General features: G+C 58.8%; 14 protein-coding genes. 13 read left to right on the top strand and 1 reads right to left on the bottom strand.

All coding sequences use genetic code 11. The features are described 5' to 3' along the window. Nucleotides 1-187 precede the first annotated feature (187 nt). The 7 genes from gap (at nt 188) to EQV96_RS08235 (ending at nt 7,258) form a co-directional block, all read left to right on the top strand. Complete coding sequence (gap, locus tag EQV96_RS08265; RefSeq protein WP_095001383.1) at nt 188-1,189, top strand: type I glyceraldehyde-3-phosphate dehydrogenase; 1,002 nt, start codon at nt 188-190, stop codon at nt 1,187-1,189. Between the two features lie 4 nt (nt 1,190-1,193). Beyond that, nucleotides 1,194-1,658 carry a methylglyoxal synthase gene (locus EQV96_RS08260; protein WP_095001382.1) on the top strand — a complete coding sequence of 155 codons (465 nt, stop codon included), beginning with the start codon at nt 1,194-1,196 and terminating at the stop codon, nt 1,656-1,658. A 165-nt stretch (nt 1,659-1,823) separates the two neighbouring features. Continuing rightward, complete coding sequence (locus EQV96_RS08255; protein ID WP_095001381.1) at nt 1,824-2,342, top strand: RNA polymerase sigma factor; 519 nt, start codon at nt 1,824-1,826, stop codon at nt 2,340-2,342. Nucleotides 2,343-2,393: 51 nt separating this feature from the next. After that, the gene (locus tag EQV96_RS08250; RefSeq protein ID WP_095001380.1) at nt 2,394-3,362 is read left to right on the top strand and encodes a FecR domain-containing protein; all 969 of its coding nucleotides are present in this window, start codon (nt 2,394-2,396) and stop codon (nt 3,360-3,362) included. Nucleotides 3,363-3,480: 118 nt separating this feature from the next. Then, a complete protein-coding gene (locus EQV96_RS08245; protein ID WP_095001379.1) occupies nt 3,481-6,078 on the top strand; it encodes a TonB-dependent receptor in 2,598 nt (865 codons plus the stop codon). A gap of 112 nt (nt 6,079-6,190) precedes the next feature. Beyond that, the gene (locus EQV96_RS08240) at nt 6,191-6,799 is read left to right on the top strand and encodes a biliverdin-producing heme oxygenase (protein WP_240881723.1); all 609 of its coding nucleotides are present in this window, start codon (nt 6,191-6,193) and stop codon (nt 6,797-6,799) included. Between the two features lie 57 nt (nt 6,800-6,856). Further along, on the top strand, nt 6,857-7,258 hold the full coding sequence (locus EQV96_RS08235) for a YbaN family protein (protein WP_095001397.1): 402 nt from the start codon (nt 6,857-6,859) through the stop codon (nt 7,256-7,258). A 171-nt stretch (nt 7,259-7,429) separates the two neighbouring features. Here the strand turns inward: EQV96_RS08235 and arcD (EQV96_RS08230) are convergent, their stop codons facing one another. Beyond that, nucleotides 7,430-8,857 carry an arginine-ornithine antiporter gene (gene arcD, locus EQV96_RS08230; protein WP_095001377.1) on the bottom strand — a complete coding sequence of 476 codons (1,428 nt, stop codon included), beginning with the start codon at nt 8,855-8,857 and terminating at the stop codon, nt 7,430-7,432. Between the two features lie 454 nt (nt 8,858-9,311). On the opposite strand from arcD (EQV96_RS08230), the gene arcD (EQV96_RS08225) reads away from it, so the two are divergent. The 6 genes from arcD (EQV96_RS08225) to EQV96_RS08200 all read left to right on the top strand — a co-directional run bounded on the left by arcD (EQV96_RS08225) (nt 9,312) and on the right by EQV96_RS08200 (nt 16,312). Beyond that, a complete protein-coding gene (gene arcD, locus EQV96_RS08225) occupies nt 9,312-10,739 on the top strand; it encodes an arginine-ornithine antiporter (protein WP_029611554.1) in 1,428 nt (475 codons plus the stop codon). A gap of 33 nt (nt 10,740-10,772) precedes the next feature. Then, nucleotides 10,773-12,029, top strand: coding sequence for an arginine deiminase (gene arcA / locus EQV96_RS08220; protein ID WP_088377977.1), 1,257 nt, complete (start codon nt 10,773-10,775; stop codon nt 12,027-12,029). Nucleotides 12,030-12,107: 78 nt separating this feature from the next. Further along, the gene (locus EQV96_RS08215; protein ID WP_095001376.1) at nt 12,108-13,118 is read left to right on the top strand and encodes an ornithine carbamoyltransferase; all 1,011 of its coding nucleotides are present in this window, start codon (nt 12,108-12,110) and stop codon (nt 13,116-13,118) included. 157 nt (nt 13,119-13,275) lie between these two features. Continuing rightward, nucleotides 13,276-14,205, top strand: a complete 930-nt coding sequence (gene arcC, locus EQV96_RS08210; protein ID WP_095001375.1) for a carbamate kinase — start codon at nt 13,276-13,278, stop codon at nt 14,203-14,205. A gap of 54 nt (nt 14,206-14,259) precedes the next feature. Next, the gene (locus EQV96_RS08205; RefSeq protein WP_095001374.1) at nt 14,260-14,619 is read left to right on the top strand and encodes a DUF5064 family protein; all 360 of its coding nucleotides are present in this window, start codon (nt 14,260-14,262) and stop codon (nt 14,617-14,619) included. 184 nt (nt 14,620-14,803) lie between these two features. Then, on the top strand, nt 14,804-16,312 hold the full coding sequence (locus EQV96_RS08200) for a sigma-54-dependent transcriptional regulator (RefSeq protein WP_240881722.1): 1,509 nt from the start codon (nt 14,804-14,806) through the stop codon (nt 16,310-16,312). The last annotated feature ends 189 nt before the right edge of the window (nt 16,313-16,501 follow it).

Here is a 16,501-nt window from a genome sequence, read left to right as displayed (position 1 = left end):
ATGTGGCGACCTGTGCGTGTCCTATGCTGACCGAAGGGCTCCGGGGAGCGACTTCAATCATTCGGACCCGTTGATTCAGGTCACTCGTTGTAGATAAAACAAAATATTGCCACTTAAATGGCTTGTTTTCTATTTTTATGCGAATAATCTTGTAATTCCAACAACAAATCGATGGCAGGCGCTTTCCATGACTCTACGAATCGCAATCAATGGTTTTGGCCGTATCGGCCGTAACGTCCTGCGCGCACTGTATACCCAAGGCTACCGTCAGGACCTGCAGATCGTCGCCATCAACGATCTGGGTGACAGTTCGATCAATGCCCATCTGCTCAAGTACGACACGGTTCACGGCACGTTCGACGCCAATGTCGAACACGATCAGGAAAGCCTGACCGTCAATGGTGACCGCATCAGCGTGACCGCCATTCGCAATCCGGCCGAACTGCCGTGGGCGGCACTGAACATCGATGTGGTGTTTGAATGCACAGGTTTGTTCACCGAGCGCAGCAAGGCACAAGCACATATTACTGCTGGCGCCCGCAAGGTGATTATCTCTGCTCCCGGCAAAAATGCCGATGCGACGGTGGTCTACGGTGTCAACCACGACATTTTGCGTCAATCCCACCACATTATTTCCAATGCTTCCTGCACGACCAACTGCCTGGCACCCGTGGCGCAGATCCTGCACCGCGAATTCGGCATTGAAAACGGCCTGATGACCACCATTCACGCCTACACCAATGACCAGAACCTGACCGACGTTTATCACTCGGACCCCTACCGCGCACGTTCGGCCACCCAGAACATGATCCCGAGCAAAACCGGCGCAGCCGAAGCCGTGGGCCTGGTATTGCCGGAACTCGCCGGCAAGCTCACCGGCATGGCCGTGCGGGTGCCGGTGATCAACGTGTCGCTGGTCGACCTGACCATTGAACTCAAGCGCGAAACCACCGCAGCTGAAGTCAACGCGCTGTTCAAGGAAGCCAGCCAGCACTCCAAAGTACTGGGTTACAACACCCTGCCGCTGGTATCGAGCGACTTCAACCACAACCCGCTTTCGTCGATCTTCGATGCCAATCACACCAAAGTCAGCGGCAAACTGCTAAAAGTGCTGGCCTGGTACGACAACGAGTGGGGCTTCTCCAACCGCATGCTCGATAACTGCCTGGCGCTGCACAACGCGGAGTAACGCGATGATCGGTATCAGCTTCACCACGGCCACCCTGGCGGCGCGCAAGCGTATCGCCCTGGTGGCCCACGATCATTGCAAGGGCTTTTTGCTGGACTGGGCCGAACGCCACAAGGCAGCCCTCAGCCAGCATGACCTGTGCGCCACCGGCACCACCGGGCTGCTGCTGAGCCAGCGCCTTGGCCTGCCGATCGAAAGCATGATCAGCGGGCCGTTGGGCGGCGATCAACAGGTGGGGGCACGGATCGCCGAGCAACGGGTCGACATGCTGGTGTTCTTCTGGGACCCGTTCGAGCCCCAGCCCCACGACCCGGACATCAAGGCACTGCTGCGGGTTGCGGCAGTATGGAACATCCCCGTGGCGTGCAATGAATGCAGCGCCGACTACCTGCTCAGCAGCCCGCTGATGAGCCAGCCCCATGAACACCGCATTCCTGATTACAGTGCGTATTTGAAGGGTCGGGTTTAGGTTTATGGTGGGAGCGAGCCTGCTCGCGAAGACGCACTATCGTCTACGACCTTCGCGAGCAGGCTCACTCCCACCAGAACGATTTCAAACCATTTCAAAACAGCACTTGACCAATAGCACAGATGATAAGCATTATCATTCGCTCAAAATCGGTCGGGTAGCACTGTGAGTCAGTCCCACTTCAATCAAGTCTTCCTTACCCAACGGGTAACCCTGCTGCGCACCCTGGAGCGGATGGTCAACAACCACAGCACCGCCGAAGACCTGCTGCAGGAGACCTACCTGCGCGTAACCCGCGCCTTGAGCGAACGCAGCGTCGAGCACCTTGAGCCCTTTGTGTTCCAGACCGCACGCAATCTGGCGCTTGACCACCTGCGCGCCCGGCGGATCCAGTCACGCACCGTGGTCGAAGATGTGCCCACTGAAGTGATCGAAGGCGTTGCCTCCCCTCTCAGCACCCCTGAAGAAGCCCATCAAGCCGCGCAACTACTGGAGCGTCTGAGTGTGAGCCTGAGCCAGTTAAGTGCCCGTCAACAACGGATTTTCATCCTCAGCCGCCTGCATGGCTGCAGTTATCAGGAGATTGCCGAAGAGCTTGACGTTTCCTTGAGCACCGTTCAAAAGGAACTCAAATTGATCATGGCAATCTGCATCGGGGTAGCCGACAGACTCAATCGCCCTTAACCTTGACCGGCGATGCCTGCTAGAACGCTCTGAAACTGCCAAGGAACATCCGTGACGGACACTCACAAATCTGCCGTGCCAGAACTGGCGCAAGACGTGCTGCAGGACAGCGCCATGGATCAGGCACTGGAATGGCTGATTACTCTTGAGTGTGCGAGCGACGAACAAAAAGCCGCTTTCGAAAACTGGCTCAATGCCGACCCCGCCCATGCCCAGGCCTTTGCCAAGGCCAATGCGATCTGGAACGGCGAACCGCTGCTGGCCGCCGCGCAAACCCTGCAAGCCCGCCGTAGCCCCGGCCTGTTGCGGCGCATAGGACGACACTGGAAACACCTGGCAACTGCGGCGGTGGTGATTATCAGCGTCGGCAGCTACAGCAATGTACCGTTACGCCTGCAAGCCGATCACCTGACCGTGGTGGGCGAGCGCCAGCGCCTGCAACTCGAGGACGGCTCAAAAGTGCTGCTTAACACCAACTCGGCGTTTTCCAGCAAGGTGGTCAATGCCCAAAGCAGCGCCCGCCTGTATCAGGGCGAAGCGTATTTCGAAATTCCCGCCGACCTGGAGTTCCCGCTGGTGCTTGATGCTGGCCCCGTGCGCGTCAGCGTGCGCGACACCGCCTTCGCCGTGAGCTACCTCAATGGTGAAACACAGGTGCGGGTGCAGCGCGGCGACGTCGACTTGCGGGTCAACAGTGCCGGTGCGCAAATGCGCCTGTCGGCTGGCAACAGCGTGCGCATTGGCCCTGACGGCTTCAGCAAGACCGCCCGGCTCAACCCCCAGACCGACCTGGCCTGGGTGCAGGGGCGCCTGGTGTTCGAAAACTGCCCGATGGGCAAGGTGCTGGATGAAGTACGCCGCTACTACCCAGGCTGGATCGTCAACAACAACGACAAACTCGCCAACGTGGCAGTGACCGGCAACTACCGGCTGGATCAGCCTCTGGATATCGTCCGCTCACTGGCCCATATCACCTCAAGTAGCCTTTCAGAATTCCCGGCGTTGGTAATTCTCAATTAAAAGTAGGTTTTTTTACTCGATAGCCTAAGGTCATACGTCTCGTTGTAGTCAATGCAACTGATTCGCATTTTGAGTCAGCTTCGCAACTATAAGATTCGTTCACCACGGAGCGCTATCAATGCCCACTCGTTTCAACAGCCGGTCCTCATCCAACGCCCGCAAGGGTGGTTTGCAGCAGTGCACGTTGTCGTTGTTGACCGCCGCCATGCTTTTGGCCGGTGTGCAGGCGGCTCCAGCCCTGGCGGCGACCGATGAGCAGCCGGCGACCCGCTCCGTGGGCAATTACAAGTTTGCGATCTCCCAGCAGCCATTGGCCTCCGCGCTTAACGATTTCAGCACGGTGACCGGCTGGCAGGTCGGCCTGCCGGCAGAGCTGGCGCAGAATGTGTCCTCACCCGGCGTGCGCGGTTCACTCACCCCGGAAAAAGCCCTGGAGCGCCTGTTGATCGGCACCAACCTGGGCTACCGCAAGCTGGCCAGCAACAATATCGTGCTGGAAAAGCGCAGCAGCTCCACCGGCACCCTGGCCCTGCAACAAGTCACCATCAGCGCCACTCGCCAGGAGCAGGACGTGAACTCGGTGCCCAGCACCATTACCGTCCATGACCGCCAGGATATGGACCGCGATAACGTCAATACCATCAAGGACCTGGTGCGCTATGAGCCGGGTGTCTCGGTAGGCGGCGCCGGCCAGCGTGGCGGCATCAGCAACTACAACATCCGCGGCATCGACGGCGACCGGATCCTGACCCAGGTGGACGGCGTCGAGATCCCCAACTCGTTCTTCAACGGCCCGTACGCCAAGACCCAGCGCAACTACGTCGACCCGGAAATCATCAAGCGCGTCGAAATCCTCCGTGGCCCGGCGTCGGTACTTTATGGCAGCAACGCCATTGGCGGTGCCGTCAGCTACTTCACCCTCGACCCCAATGACATCATCAAGCCGGGCCAGGATGTTGGCGCCCGCCTCAAGGCCGGCTACAGCTCGGCCGATCGCAGTTGGTTGAAATCCGGCACCGTCGCCGGCCGCTCGGGCGACTTCGACGGCTTGTTGCACCTGAGCCAGCGCGACGGTCACGAAACCGAATCCTACGGTGACCACGGCGGCACCGGGCTGTCCCGTACCGCGGCCAACCCTGAAGATACCAAAACCACCAACGTACTGGCCAAGCTGGGCTGGAACTACAACGATGACGACCGTCTTGGCTTCACTTATGAGAAGTACAAGGACCGCCTCGACATCAATGAAAAAAGCGCGGTCGGCGGACCGTTCAACAACGGCCAGCCGCTGGGCATGTACCTGTCGCGTAACGGCAAGGACACCATCAGCCGCGAGCGTTTCGGCCTGGAAAACAGCATGGCGCTGGATACCGCCGTGGCTGACCACTTCAAGTGGAGCCTGAACTACCAGATCGCCAAAACCGACCAGAACACCCTGGAAGACTACTTCCCCTACAGCCGTCATGTGATGCGTTCGCGCAACACCACCTACGAAGAAAAAACCTGGGTACTGGACGCCCAGGCAGACAAAGCCTTCCATATTGCTGACACCGATCACCTGCTGACCTACGGTGCCACTATCAAGCACCAGAAAGTCACCGGTTCGCGCAGTGGCTCGGGCACCTGCCTGGCAGTAGGCAATGGTTGCACCGCCGTGGGCGCCGACAGCCCGAAAGATTACCTGGTCAAATCCAGCGACTTCCCGGACCCGACCATCAACACCTACAGCCTGTTCGCCCAGGACCAGATCAGCTGGAATGACTGGACCTTCATGCCCGGCCTGCGCTACGACTACACCAAGCTGACGCCGCATATCACCCAGGAATTCCTCAACACCGTCAACAGCGACCAGAAAGGCACCGTAAGCGATGCAGACAAGGTCTGGCACCGCCTGTCGCCAAAACTGGGCGTCACTTACGCGTTCAACGACAACTACACCTGGTACGGCCAGTACGCCGAAGGCTTCCGCACCCCGACCGCCAAGGCGCTGTACGGTCGATTTGACAACCTGCAGGCAGGCTACTCGGTAGAGCCGAACCCGGATCTGGAACCGGAAAAAAGCAAAAGCTACGAGACCGGCCTGCGCGGCAACTTTGACGCCGGCTCATTCGACGTAGCCGTGTTCTATAACAAGTACCGCGACTTCATTAACGAAGATGCCATCACCCCCGGCTACGACGACCTCAAGTTCCAAGCCAACAACATCAAGCACGCCACCATCAAGGGTGCCGAGGTCAAAGGCCGCCTGAACCTGGACGCTTTCGGCGCGCCACAGGGCCTCTATACCCGTGGTTCCGTGGCATATGCCCACGGTCGCAACGAAGACACCGGCCAGCCGATCAACAGCGTCAACCCGCTGACCGCCGTGATGGGCCTGGGCTACGAGCAGCAGAACTATGGCGCCCTGGTGAGCTGGACCCTGGTCAAGAGCAAGGATCAGGTCGACGACACCAGCTACTTCGCCCCCGATGGCACCAGCAAGCAGTTCAAGTCGCCTGGCTATGGTGTGCTCGACCTGACCGGTTTCTACAAGGTCACCAAGGACGTCACCGTCAATGCCGGTCTGTACAACCTGACCGACAAGAAATACTGGAACTGGGATGACGTGCGCGGCTACGACAGCGTGGGTGAGGCCGGCGTGCTGAACCCGGCCAATATGGAGCGACTGACCGCGCCGGGCCGCAACTTCTCGATCAATCTGGTCTGGGATATCTGATCAGCCACGCTCACTGCGCAGAATTCTGCTCTGCGCAGTGAGGATTTTTTACTGTGATGCGTCTTCCTGATCGTCTAGTTACAAAGCGCATCTCATTCTCAAGGATTTTTTCATGACCACTGCTGATTCCGCATCACGTCCGGCCTTGCGTTCCCAACGTCTGAACCAGATCACCAACGAGCCGCATCAAAAGCTCGACGCTTTGGTCAAGGCGCACAAGCCATTTGATGACGCGGCCAGTTTCGCCCGCTTTGTCGTCGCCCAGTACCTGTTCCAGTCGGAGCTCAAGGCGCTGTACACCGACCCGGCCCTGAAAGAAATCGTCCCTGACCTGCCAGAGCGCTGCCGCGCCGAGCAAGCCAAGGCCGACCTGGCCGACCTCAACACCGAAGTGCCTGCCCCGGTTGCCGGCGCGGTCAATTCGCCAAGCAAGGCTGAAGCACTGGGCTGGATCTTCGTTTCCGAAGGTTCCAAGCTGGGCGCTGCATTCCTGATCAAGCGTGCTGTGGGCCTGGGCCTGAGCGACAGCTTCGGCGCCCGCCACCTGGGCGAGCCTGCCGGTGGCCGTGCCGAAGGCTGGAAAAGCTTTATCCGCACCCTCGACGGCCTGGAACTGACGGCTGAAGAAGAAGCCGACCTCGACAAAGGTGCAGTAGCGGCCTTTGAGCGTTTTACCGTATTACTGGAACACGCCTACGCTGCTCAGCCAGAACTGGCTTAAGCTGACAGGCCCGACCAGCGCACGCTGGTCGGGTGTCCTTTTATGCGTCCTGAGCTTATGACCCGCCAAACCCGATCCACGTCGAAAATCGCCCGAATCCTGTTCGGCTTGCTGGCCTATGTGAGCCTGGGCATTGGCCTGATTGCGATTGTGATTCCTGGCCTGCCGACCACCGAATTTATTTTGCTCGCCGCCTGGGCCGCGACCAAAAGCTCCCCGCGCTTGAGTGCCTGGCTGGAAAACCACCGGTTGTTTGGTCCGATCCTGAGCAACTGGCGCAACGGCAAGATCATCAAGCGCAACGCCAAAATCAGCGCCACTGTCAGCATGTTGTTGTGCGCAGGGCTGATGCTGTATGTGCTGGATCACAACTGGCCGGTGTTTCTGGCGATTGCCGGCATGAGCATGGGCAATCTGTGGATCTGGTCGCGACCGGAGCGCTTGCCAAGCCCTTCGTAGCAGTTGACGAGCGGAGCACTCATAAGGCTTTTTACAGGAACTGGCCCCCCTCGGAATTTATGAGCGCCGCACACCTGTGGGAGCTGGCTTGCCTGCGATACTGACACCCCGGTGTATCAGGCAAACGGCGGCGATGCCATCGCGAGCAAGCCCGCTCCCACAAATCGCCACTTACAACGCCAACGCCCCGCTATACAGCGCATAAGCTGCCGCCAGTGCGGTTATCACCACCATCGCGAATATCACCTTCTCCCAGGGCTTGAACAGCAGCTCACCCTGCTCGCGCTTGGCCTTGGCGAAAAAGAACACCCCAGGTGCATACAGCAACGCCGAGAGCAGCAGGTATTTGGGCCCCGCCGCATATAACAGCCACATCGCATAAATCAGCGCCACCGCCCCTACCAGCAGGTCCTTGACCCTCCGCCGCCCCGCCCGCTCATAAGTCTCGCCCCTCACGCACAGCAGCACCGCGTAAGCTGCCGACCACAGGTAAGGCACCAGGATCATCGATGACGCCAGATAGATCAGACTGGTGTAAGTACCGGCGGACACCAGGGTGATCACCAGGAAAATCTGGATCATCGAGTTGGTCAGCCACAGGGCATTGACCGGCACATGGTTGGCGTTTTCCTTTTTCAGGAACGCCGGCATGGTGTTGTCCCGGGCTGTGGCATAGAGGATCTCGGCGCACAGCAACGCCCACGACAGCAGCGCCCCCAGCAGCGAGATCGCCAGCCCGATACTGATCAGTATCGCACCCCACTCTCCCACCACATGCTTGAGCACCCCGGCCATCGACGGGTTTTGCAGACTGGCCAGTTCCGGCTGGCTCATGATCCCCAGCGACAGCACGTTCACCAGCACCAGCAGGGCCAGCACGCCGAGAAAGCCAATGACCGTAGCCTTGCCCACATCCGAACGTTTCTCGGCACGGCCCGAGTAGACACTGGCACCTTCAATACCGATAAACACGAAGACCGTCACCAGCATCATGTTGCGCACCTGGTCCATCACGCTGCCCAGGCTGGGTGTTTGTGTGCCCCAAAAATCCCGGGTGAAAATATCGGCCTTGAACGCCACGGCGGTGAGCACGATAAACATCACAATGGGGACGATTTTGGCCACGGTGGTCAGCTGGTTGATAAACGCCGCTTCCTTGATCCCGCGCAGCACCAGGAAATGCACCCCCCACAGCAGCAACGATGCGCAACCTATGGCGATCGGCGTGTTGCCCTGGCCAAACACCGGAAAAAAATAGCCCAGGGTGCTGAACAGCAATACGAAGTAACCGACGTTGCCCATCCAGGCGCTGATCCAGTAGCCCCAGGCTGACGAGAAACCCATGTAGTCGCCAAACCCGGCCTTGGCGTAGGCATACACCCCCGAATCCAGCTGCGGCTTGCGATTGGCCAGGGTCTGGAACACAAAGGCCAGCGCCAGCATGCCCACTGCCGTGATTGCCCAGCCGATCAACACGGCACCACCGGCAGCATGCTCGGCGATATTTTGTGGCAACGAAAAAATCCCGCCTCCAATCATCGAGCCGACAACCAACGCGATCAGGGCGTTGAGCCTAAGCTTTTGCGTCTGTTGCGACATCGTCACCTCGCTGTACTACTTGGTTAAAACTTATGAATATCAGGCTACAGACGTTCACTGACTAAATATATGCAGTGCCCAAACGTTTAATAGATCCCCGCAATAAGCCGTGCTTCCCTGATAACCATTGCGCCTATTGAAACCTAAAAAACCGTTCATATATAGATGACGATTTAATTTCATGGAGGGGTTCATGAAACTTGAAGATGACATTTGCAAATCTGGAAATACTGGCTAGCTTCAATCCCCACGACACCGTGGGTAACGAACGTATTAATACCTGAAAACATCTCTGGAGTAAGGCTTTCAGGAAGCGTCATAAAAATGCGTGATCGCGACCTTCCCCGCTCTATCAACAATGGAATGTAGTAATGCCCTGATCTATGTCAAACGGCTTGAATATCAATGGACTTAACTTTGAAGCCTCACTTCTCCTAGATTGGAGTCACTACAAATGTCTGATACTCCTGGAAAACTGCGACTGGGTGCGTTGGTTGCTCTGGTAGTCGGCTCAATGATTGGCGGCGGGATTTTTTCGCTGCCACAAAACATGGCCGCCAGCGCTGATGTCGGCGCAATCCTGATCGGTTGGGCAATTACCGCTGTCGGTATGTTGACCCTCGCTTTTGTGTTCCAGACCCTCGCCAATCGCAAACCTGACCTTGACGGCGGCGTGTATGCCTACGCCAAAGCAGGCTTCGGCGATTACATGGGTTTCTCGTCAGCCTGGGGCTACTGGATCAGCGCCTGGCTGGGTAACGTCGGCTACTTCGTGTTGCTGTTCAGCACCCTGGGTTACTTCTTCCCGATCTTCGGCGAAGGCAATACCCCCGCCGCCATCATCGGCGCCTCGATCCTGCTCTGGGCCGTGCATTTCCTGGTACTGCGCGGCATCAAGGAAGCAGCGTTCATCAACCTGGTAACCACCGTTGCCAAGGTCGTACCGCTGGTTCTGTTTATCCTGATTGCCCTCTTCGCGTTCAAACTGGACATCTTTACCAGTGACATCTGGGGCGTAAAAAACCCGGACCTGGGCAGCGTGATGGATCAGGTGCGCAACATGATGCTGGTCACCGTTTGGGTGTTCATCGGTATCGAAGGCGCAAGCATCTTCTCTTCCCGTGCCGAAAAACGTTCGGACGTGGGTCGGGCCACCGTGATCGGCTTTATCACCGTGCTGCTGTTGCTGGTACTGGTGAACGTGCTGTCGCTGGGCATCATGACTCAGCCTGAACTGGCAAAACTGCAAAACCCTTCGATGGCGGCCGTGCTTGAGCATGTGGTCGGTCACTGGGGTGCAGTACTGATCAGCGTCGGCTTGATCATCTCCCTGCTGGGTGCCCTGCTCTCGTGGGTACTGCTGTGCGCAGAGATCATGTTCTCGGCGGCCAAGGACCACACCATGCCGGCCTTCCTGAAAAAGGAAAACGCCAACCATGTACCGGTCAACGCCCTGTGGCTGACCAACGCCATGGTGCAACTGTTCCTGATCATCACCCTGTTCTCGGCCAGTACTTATCTGTCGCTGATCTACCTGGCGACCTCGATGATCCTGGTGCCTTACCTCTGGTCTGCAGCCTACGGCTTCCTGCTGGCGGTACGTGCCGAGACTTACGAGAACGCCCTGGCAGAACGCAAGAAAGATCTGATCATCGGCGGTATCGCCCTGATCTACGCGATCTGGCTGATCTATGCCGGCGGCCTCAAGTACCTGCTGTTGTCGGCCCTGCTCTATGCACCTGGCGCGATTCTGTTCGCCAAGGCCAAGCGTGAAAGCGGCCAGCCCGTGTTCACCAACATCGAGAAAGTGATTTTTGCCGCAGTAGTGATCGGCGCCCTGGTGGCTGCCTATGGTCTCTACGACGGTTTCCTGACCCTGTAACAACCTGTTTGTGTACTTTGGAGGATGACTGTAATGACCACGGAAAAAGTGAAATACGGCGTGCATTCCGAAGCCGGTAAGCTGCATAAGGTTATGGTGTGTTCCCCAGGCCTGGCTCACCAGCGCCTGACCCCAAGCAACTGCGATGAATTGCTGTTCGATGACGTACTGTGGGTCAACCAGGCCAAGCGTGACCACTTCGACTTCGTCACCAAAATGCGCGACCGCGGCATTGATGTGCTGGAAATGCACAACCTGCTGACCGATATCGTTGCCATCCCGGAAGCCCTGGACTGGATTCTGGACCACAAAGTGACCCCCAATCAGGTGGGTGTGGGCCTGGTCAACGAAGTCAAATCCTGGCTTAAAAGCCTTGAGCCACGCCAAATTGCCGAGTACCTGATCGGCGGCGTGTCGGCCGACGACCTGCCGGACAGCTTTGGTGGCAAGACCATTCAGATGTTCCGTGACTTTCTCGGTCACACCAGCTTTATCCTGCCACCGCTGCCCAACACCCAGTTCACCCGTGACACCACTTGCTGGATCTACGGTGGCGTGACGCTGAACCCTATGTACTGGCCGGCGCGTCGTCAGGAAACCCTGCTGACCACCGCGATCTACAAGTTCCACCCTGAGTTCACCAACGCCGACTTCCAGATCTGGTACGGCGACCCGACTGTCGACCATGGCAACGCCAGCCTTGAAGGCGGCGACGTGATGCCAATCGGCAACGGCGTAGTCCTGATCGGTATGGGCGAGCGCACGTCACGTCAGGCCATTGGCCAACTGGCACAAAACCTGTTCAAGAACGGCGCTGTAGAACGAGTGATCGTTGCCGGTATGCCCAAGTCCCGCGCGGCGATGCACCTGGACACCGTGTTCAGCTTCTGCGACCGCGACCTGGTGACCATCTTCCCTGAAGTCGTGAACCAGATCGTTGCGTTCTCGGTGTACCCGGACGACAAGAAACAAGGCGGCGTGGACGTACGACGCGAAGAAGGACACTTCCTCGACGTAGTGGCCAAGGCCCTGGGCGTGAAAAAACTGCGTGTGGTCGAAACCGGCGGCAACTCGTTCGCAGCAGAACGCGAGCAGTGGGATGACGGTAACAACGTGGTGGCCCTGGAGCCTGGCGTGGTGATCGGTTACGACCGCAACACCTACACCAACACCCTGCTGCGCAAGGCTGGCGTTGAAGTCATCACCATCAGCGCCTCCGAACTGGGCCGCGGCCGTGGCGGCGGTCACTGCATGACCTGCCCGATCGTGCGTGACCCTGTCGACTATTAATCTACCCATTTGATTGCTTGCCCCGGCCCCAACACGGGGCCGGTGCAAGCCGGTTAACCCGAAACCAAGGAGATCACCATGGCTTTTAACATGAAAAACCGCAGCCTTCTGAGCCTGATGCACCACACTCCACGTGAGTTGCATTTCCTGCTCGATCTGTCCCGCGATCTCAAGCGCGCCAAGTACACCGGTACTGAAGAGCCGCACTTGAAAGGCAAAAACATCGCCCTGATCTTCGAAAAAACGTCGACCCGCACCCGTTGCGCATTTGAAGTGGCAGCCCACGACCAGGGCGCGCACGTTACCTACATCGACCCGGTTTCTTCACAGATCGGTCACAAAGAAAGCATGAAAGACACCGCCCGCGTTCTGGGCCGCATGTTTGACGCCATCGAATACCGTGGCTTTGAACAGGCTGTTGTCGAAGAGCTGGCCAAGTACGCAGGCGTGCCGGTGTTCAACGGTCTGACCGCTGAGTTCCACCCGACGCAAATGATCGCCGACGTGCTGACCATGCGCGAACACAGCGACAAGCCGCTGCACAACATCAGCTACGCGTACCTGGGCGACGCCCGCAACAACATGGGTAACTCGCTGCTGCTGATCGGTGCCAAACTGGGCATGGACGTGCGTATTGCCGCACCAAAAAGCCTGTGGCCGGAAGAGTCGTTCGTTAAACAGTGCCAGGAATTCGCCAAGGAAAGCGGTGCCAAAATCACCCTGACCGAAGACCCTAAAGCTGCCGTCAAAGGCGTGGACTTTATCCACACCGACGTCTGGGTATCGATGGGCGAACCGGTTGAAGCCTGGAACGACCGTATCAAGCTGCTGCTGCCTTACCAGGTCAACAGCGACATGATCAAGGCGGCAGAAAACCCACGCGTGAAGTTCATGCACTGTCTGCCTGCGTTCCACAACTGTGAAACCAAGGTCGGCAAAGATGTGGCCGAGCACCATCCAAACCTGAAAAACGGCATTGAAGTGACCGAGGAAGTGTTCGAGTCCCCTGTCAACATCGCCTTTGAGCAAGCTGAAAACCGCATGCACACCATCAAGGCGATTTTGGTCGCGGCATTGGCTGATATCTAAGCCTGTCCACGGTAGTCATGTGAACCCATGACTACCGTGGGAGCGGGCTTGCTCGCGATGCAAACACCTCGATTCATCTGATGCACCGAGGCGATGCCATCGCGGGCAAGCCCGCTCCCACATAGGCTGCTCCCACACTTTTAAAAGGACATCTTCTATGCGTATCGTCGTTGCACTGGGCGGTAACGCCCTCTTGCGTCGCGGCCAGCCCATGACCGCCGAGAACCAGCGCGAAAACATCCAGACCGCTACCGCCCAAATCGCCCGCATTGCCCATGGCAACGAGCTGGTAGTGGCCCACGGTAACGGTCCGCAAGTCGGCCTGCTGTCCCTGCAAGCCGCCGCCTACACTGCAGTCGCCCCTTACCCGCTGGACGTGCTCGGTGCTGAAACCGAAGGCATGATCGGCTACATGATCGAGCAGGAACTGGGCAACCTGCTGCCACAGGAGGCCGCGTTTGCCACCCTGCTGACTCAGGTTGAAGTCGACCCCAAGGACCCCGCGTTCCAGAAGCCGACCAAGCCGATCGGCCCGGTCTACACCGAAAGCGAAGCCAAGAGCCTGGCCGCCGAAAAAGGCTGGAGCATTGCTCCGGACGGCGACAAGTTCCGTCGCGTAGTGCCTAGCCCGAAACCCAAACGCATCTTCGAAATTCGCCCGATCAAGTGGCTGCTGGAAAAGGGCACCATCGTGATCTGTGCGGGCGGCGGCGGCATTCCCACCATGTACGGCGAAGACGGCAAGCTGCGCGGCATCGAAGCGGTGATCGACAAGGACCTGGCGTCCTCGCTGCTGGCCCAGCAACTGGACAGCGACCTGCTGGTGATCGCCACTGACGTGAATGCGGCCTTTATCGACTGGGGCAAGCCAACCCAGAAGGGCATTGCTCAGGCCCACCCGGACGAGCTGGAAAAACTCGGCTTTGCCTCGGGCTCCATGGGCCCTAAAGTGGAAGCGGCCTGCGAGTTTGCCCGCAAAACCGGCAAGACTGCCGTGATCGGCGCACTGGCGGATATCGAAGCAATCGTTCAAGGTAAGGCCGGTACTCGGGTCAGCACCGAAAAACCGGGTATCACCTACTTCTGAACCTCGGGGCAGGCCCCGGGGCCTGCCCTTTCCCATAGCCTCAAGGAGTACCCTATGGCCTCGTTCGAACCCGGTCACCTGCATATCCACCGCGAACCGCTGCAACCGAGCGACTTTGGGTATGACATCAAGATCGATTACCAGGTCGTTCAGGATCCCAAGGAAGGCAAGTCGATGCAGTTCGACATGCACGGCCAGATCAACAAGAAGGAGTTCAAGGAGTCCTTCACACTGCCCAAGGACATGGCCTACAACTTTGCCCATGACGCTTTCCAGATTGCCGTGAAGCACGGCATTCCCAAAACCGCCGACATCCGCTCGATGCACGGTTACTACGACAAGATGTTCGCCGACGTGATGGCCCAGCTCAACCACAAGCCGGGCGACCCGATCAAGCTCGACCATCTGGACTGATTCAGCCACTGGCTGAGGGCTGCATTTTTGTGGGAGCGGGCTTGCTCGCGATGCAGGCAACATGGTTTAACGACTAGACCGCGCTGATGCCATCGCGAGCAAGCCCGCTCCCACGGAATTTCACCTATCCCCCCCGCCAAGGCATACTGGCCGTCCCTGCTGGCCAGAAGTGTTTGCCGTTCCCATGCGTATCCATGTCAGTTTTATCGACCGAGTTGGCATCACCCAGGAAGTCCTGGCATTGCTGGGCGGGCGCAACCTCAATCTGGATGCGGTGGAAATGGTTCCGCCCAACGTTTACATCGACGCCCCGACCCTCAGCCCGCAAGTGCTCGACGAGCTGCGCGAGGCCCTGTTTGGTGTCCGCGGTGTGCAAACGGTAACGGTGGTCGATATCCTTCCCGGCCAGCGCCGTCACCTGCAACTGGACGCCTTGCTCGCCGCCATGACCGACCCGGTACTGGCGCTCGACAGCGAAGGCCATGTGCTGCTGGCCAACCCGGCGCTGGTTGCACTGTACGGCCACGAGCCGACCGGCGAAAGTATCGGCCAACTGTTCAGCGACCCCGGGCTGCTCGACGTGCTGCTGGAAAACGGCTTTCGCCTGCCACTGCGCGAAGTCACGCTCAACGGCCATCCGCTGATGCTCGACGCTACGCCGATCACCGATGCCGGCGCCCTGCTCACCCTGTACCAGCCAAGCCGCATCGGCGAGCGCCTGGCAGCCCTGCATCACGATCACGCAGAAGGCTTTGACGCCCTGCTCGGCGACTCCCCTGCCATCCGCACCCTTAAAGCCCGGGCGCAGCGCGTAGCGGCCCTGGACGCGCCCTTGCTGATCCAGGGGGAGACCGGCACCGGCAAAGAACTGGTGGCCCGCGCCTGCCATGCCATCAGCGATCGGTTTGGCGCACCGTTCCTGGCCCTGAACTGCGCTGCGCTCCCGGAGAACCTGGCTGAAAGCGAACTGTTCGGCTATGCCCCCGGCGCTTTTACCGGCGCCCAGCGTGGCGGCAAGCCGGGGCTGATGGAACTGGCCAACAACGGCACGGTATTTCTCGACGAAATCGCCGAAATGTCACCCTACCTGCAAGCCAAGCTGCTGCGCTTTCTCAACGACGGCAGCTTTCGCCGGGTGGGCGGCGAACGCGAGGTCAAGGTCAATGTGCGCATCCTCAGCGCCACGCACCGCAGCCTCGAAAAAATGGTCAACGAAGGCAGCTTTCGCGAAGACCTGTTCTACCGTCTGAACGTGCTCAATATCGAAGTGCCCCCCCTGCGTGAACGCGGCCAGGATATTTTGTTGCTGGCACGCGCGTTCATGCAGCAGGCCTGTACCCAGATCCAGCGTCCGGCGTGTCGCCTGGCACCCGGTACCTACCCGGCCCTGCTGGGCAACCGCTGGCCCGGCAACGTACGCCAGTTGCAGAACGTGATTTTTCGCGCAGCGGCCATCTGCGAGGGTTCGCTGGTGGACATTGGCGACCTGGATATCGCCGGCACCTCGGTGGCACGACAAAACGACAGCGAGATCGAGACCCTCGAGCACGCTGTCGAAACATTCGAGAAGGCGCTGCTGGAGAAGCTCTACGTCAGCTACCCCTCCACCCGCCAACTGGCCAGCCGCCTGCAAACCAGTCACACCGCCATCGCCCATCGACTGCGCAAATACGGCATCCCGGGCAAGGCCTGACGGACACAGAGCCCTGTAGATACTCTGTTGCCGGTCAACCCTCCCTGTGGGAGCGAGCCTGCTCGCGAAACTCGTTCGCGAGCAGGCTCGCTCCCACAGTTAAAATTTCCTTCAGACCTTGCAGCTGCCGAAGGCAGCCTTCGGCAGCTGCAACAGAATTTGTGCTCCCGCTCATTGGCAACCCAAGCC

The organism is Pseudomonas sp. TMW22080 (assembly GCF_022496745.1).
Classification (GTDB): domain Bacteria; phylum Pseudomonadota; class Gammaproteobacteria; order Pseudomonadales; family Pseudomonadaceae; genus Aquipseudomonas; species Aquipseudomonas bubulae.
The sequence above is the reverse complement of the archived record's forward strand: the minus strand, read 5'-3'. Positions and strand labels throughout refer to the sequence as shown.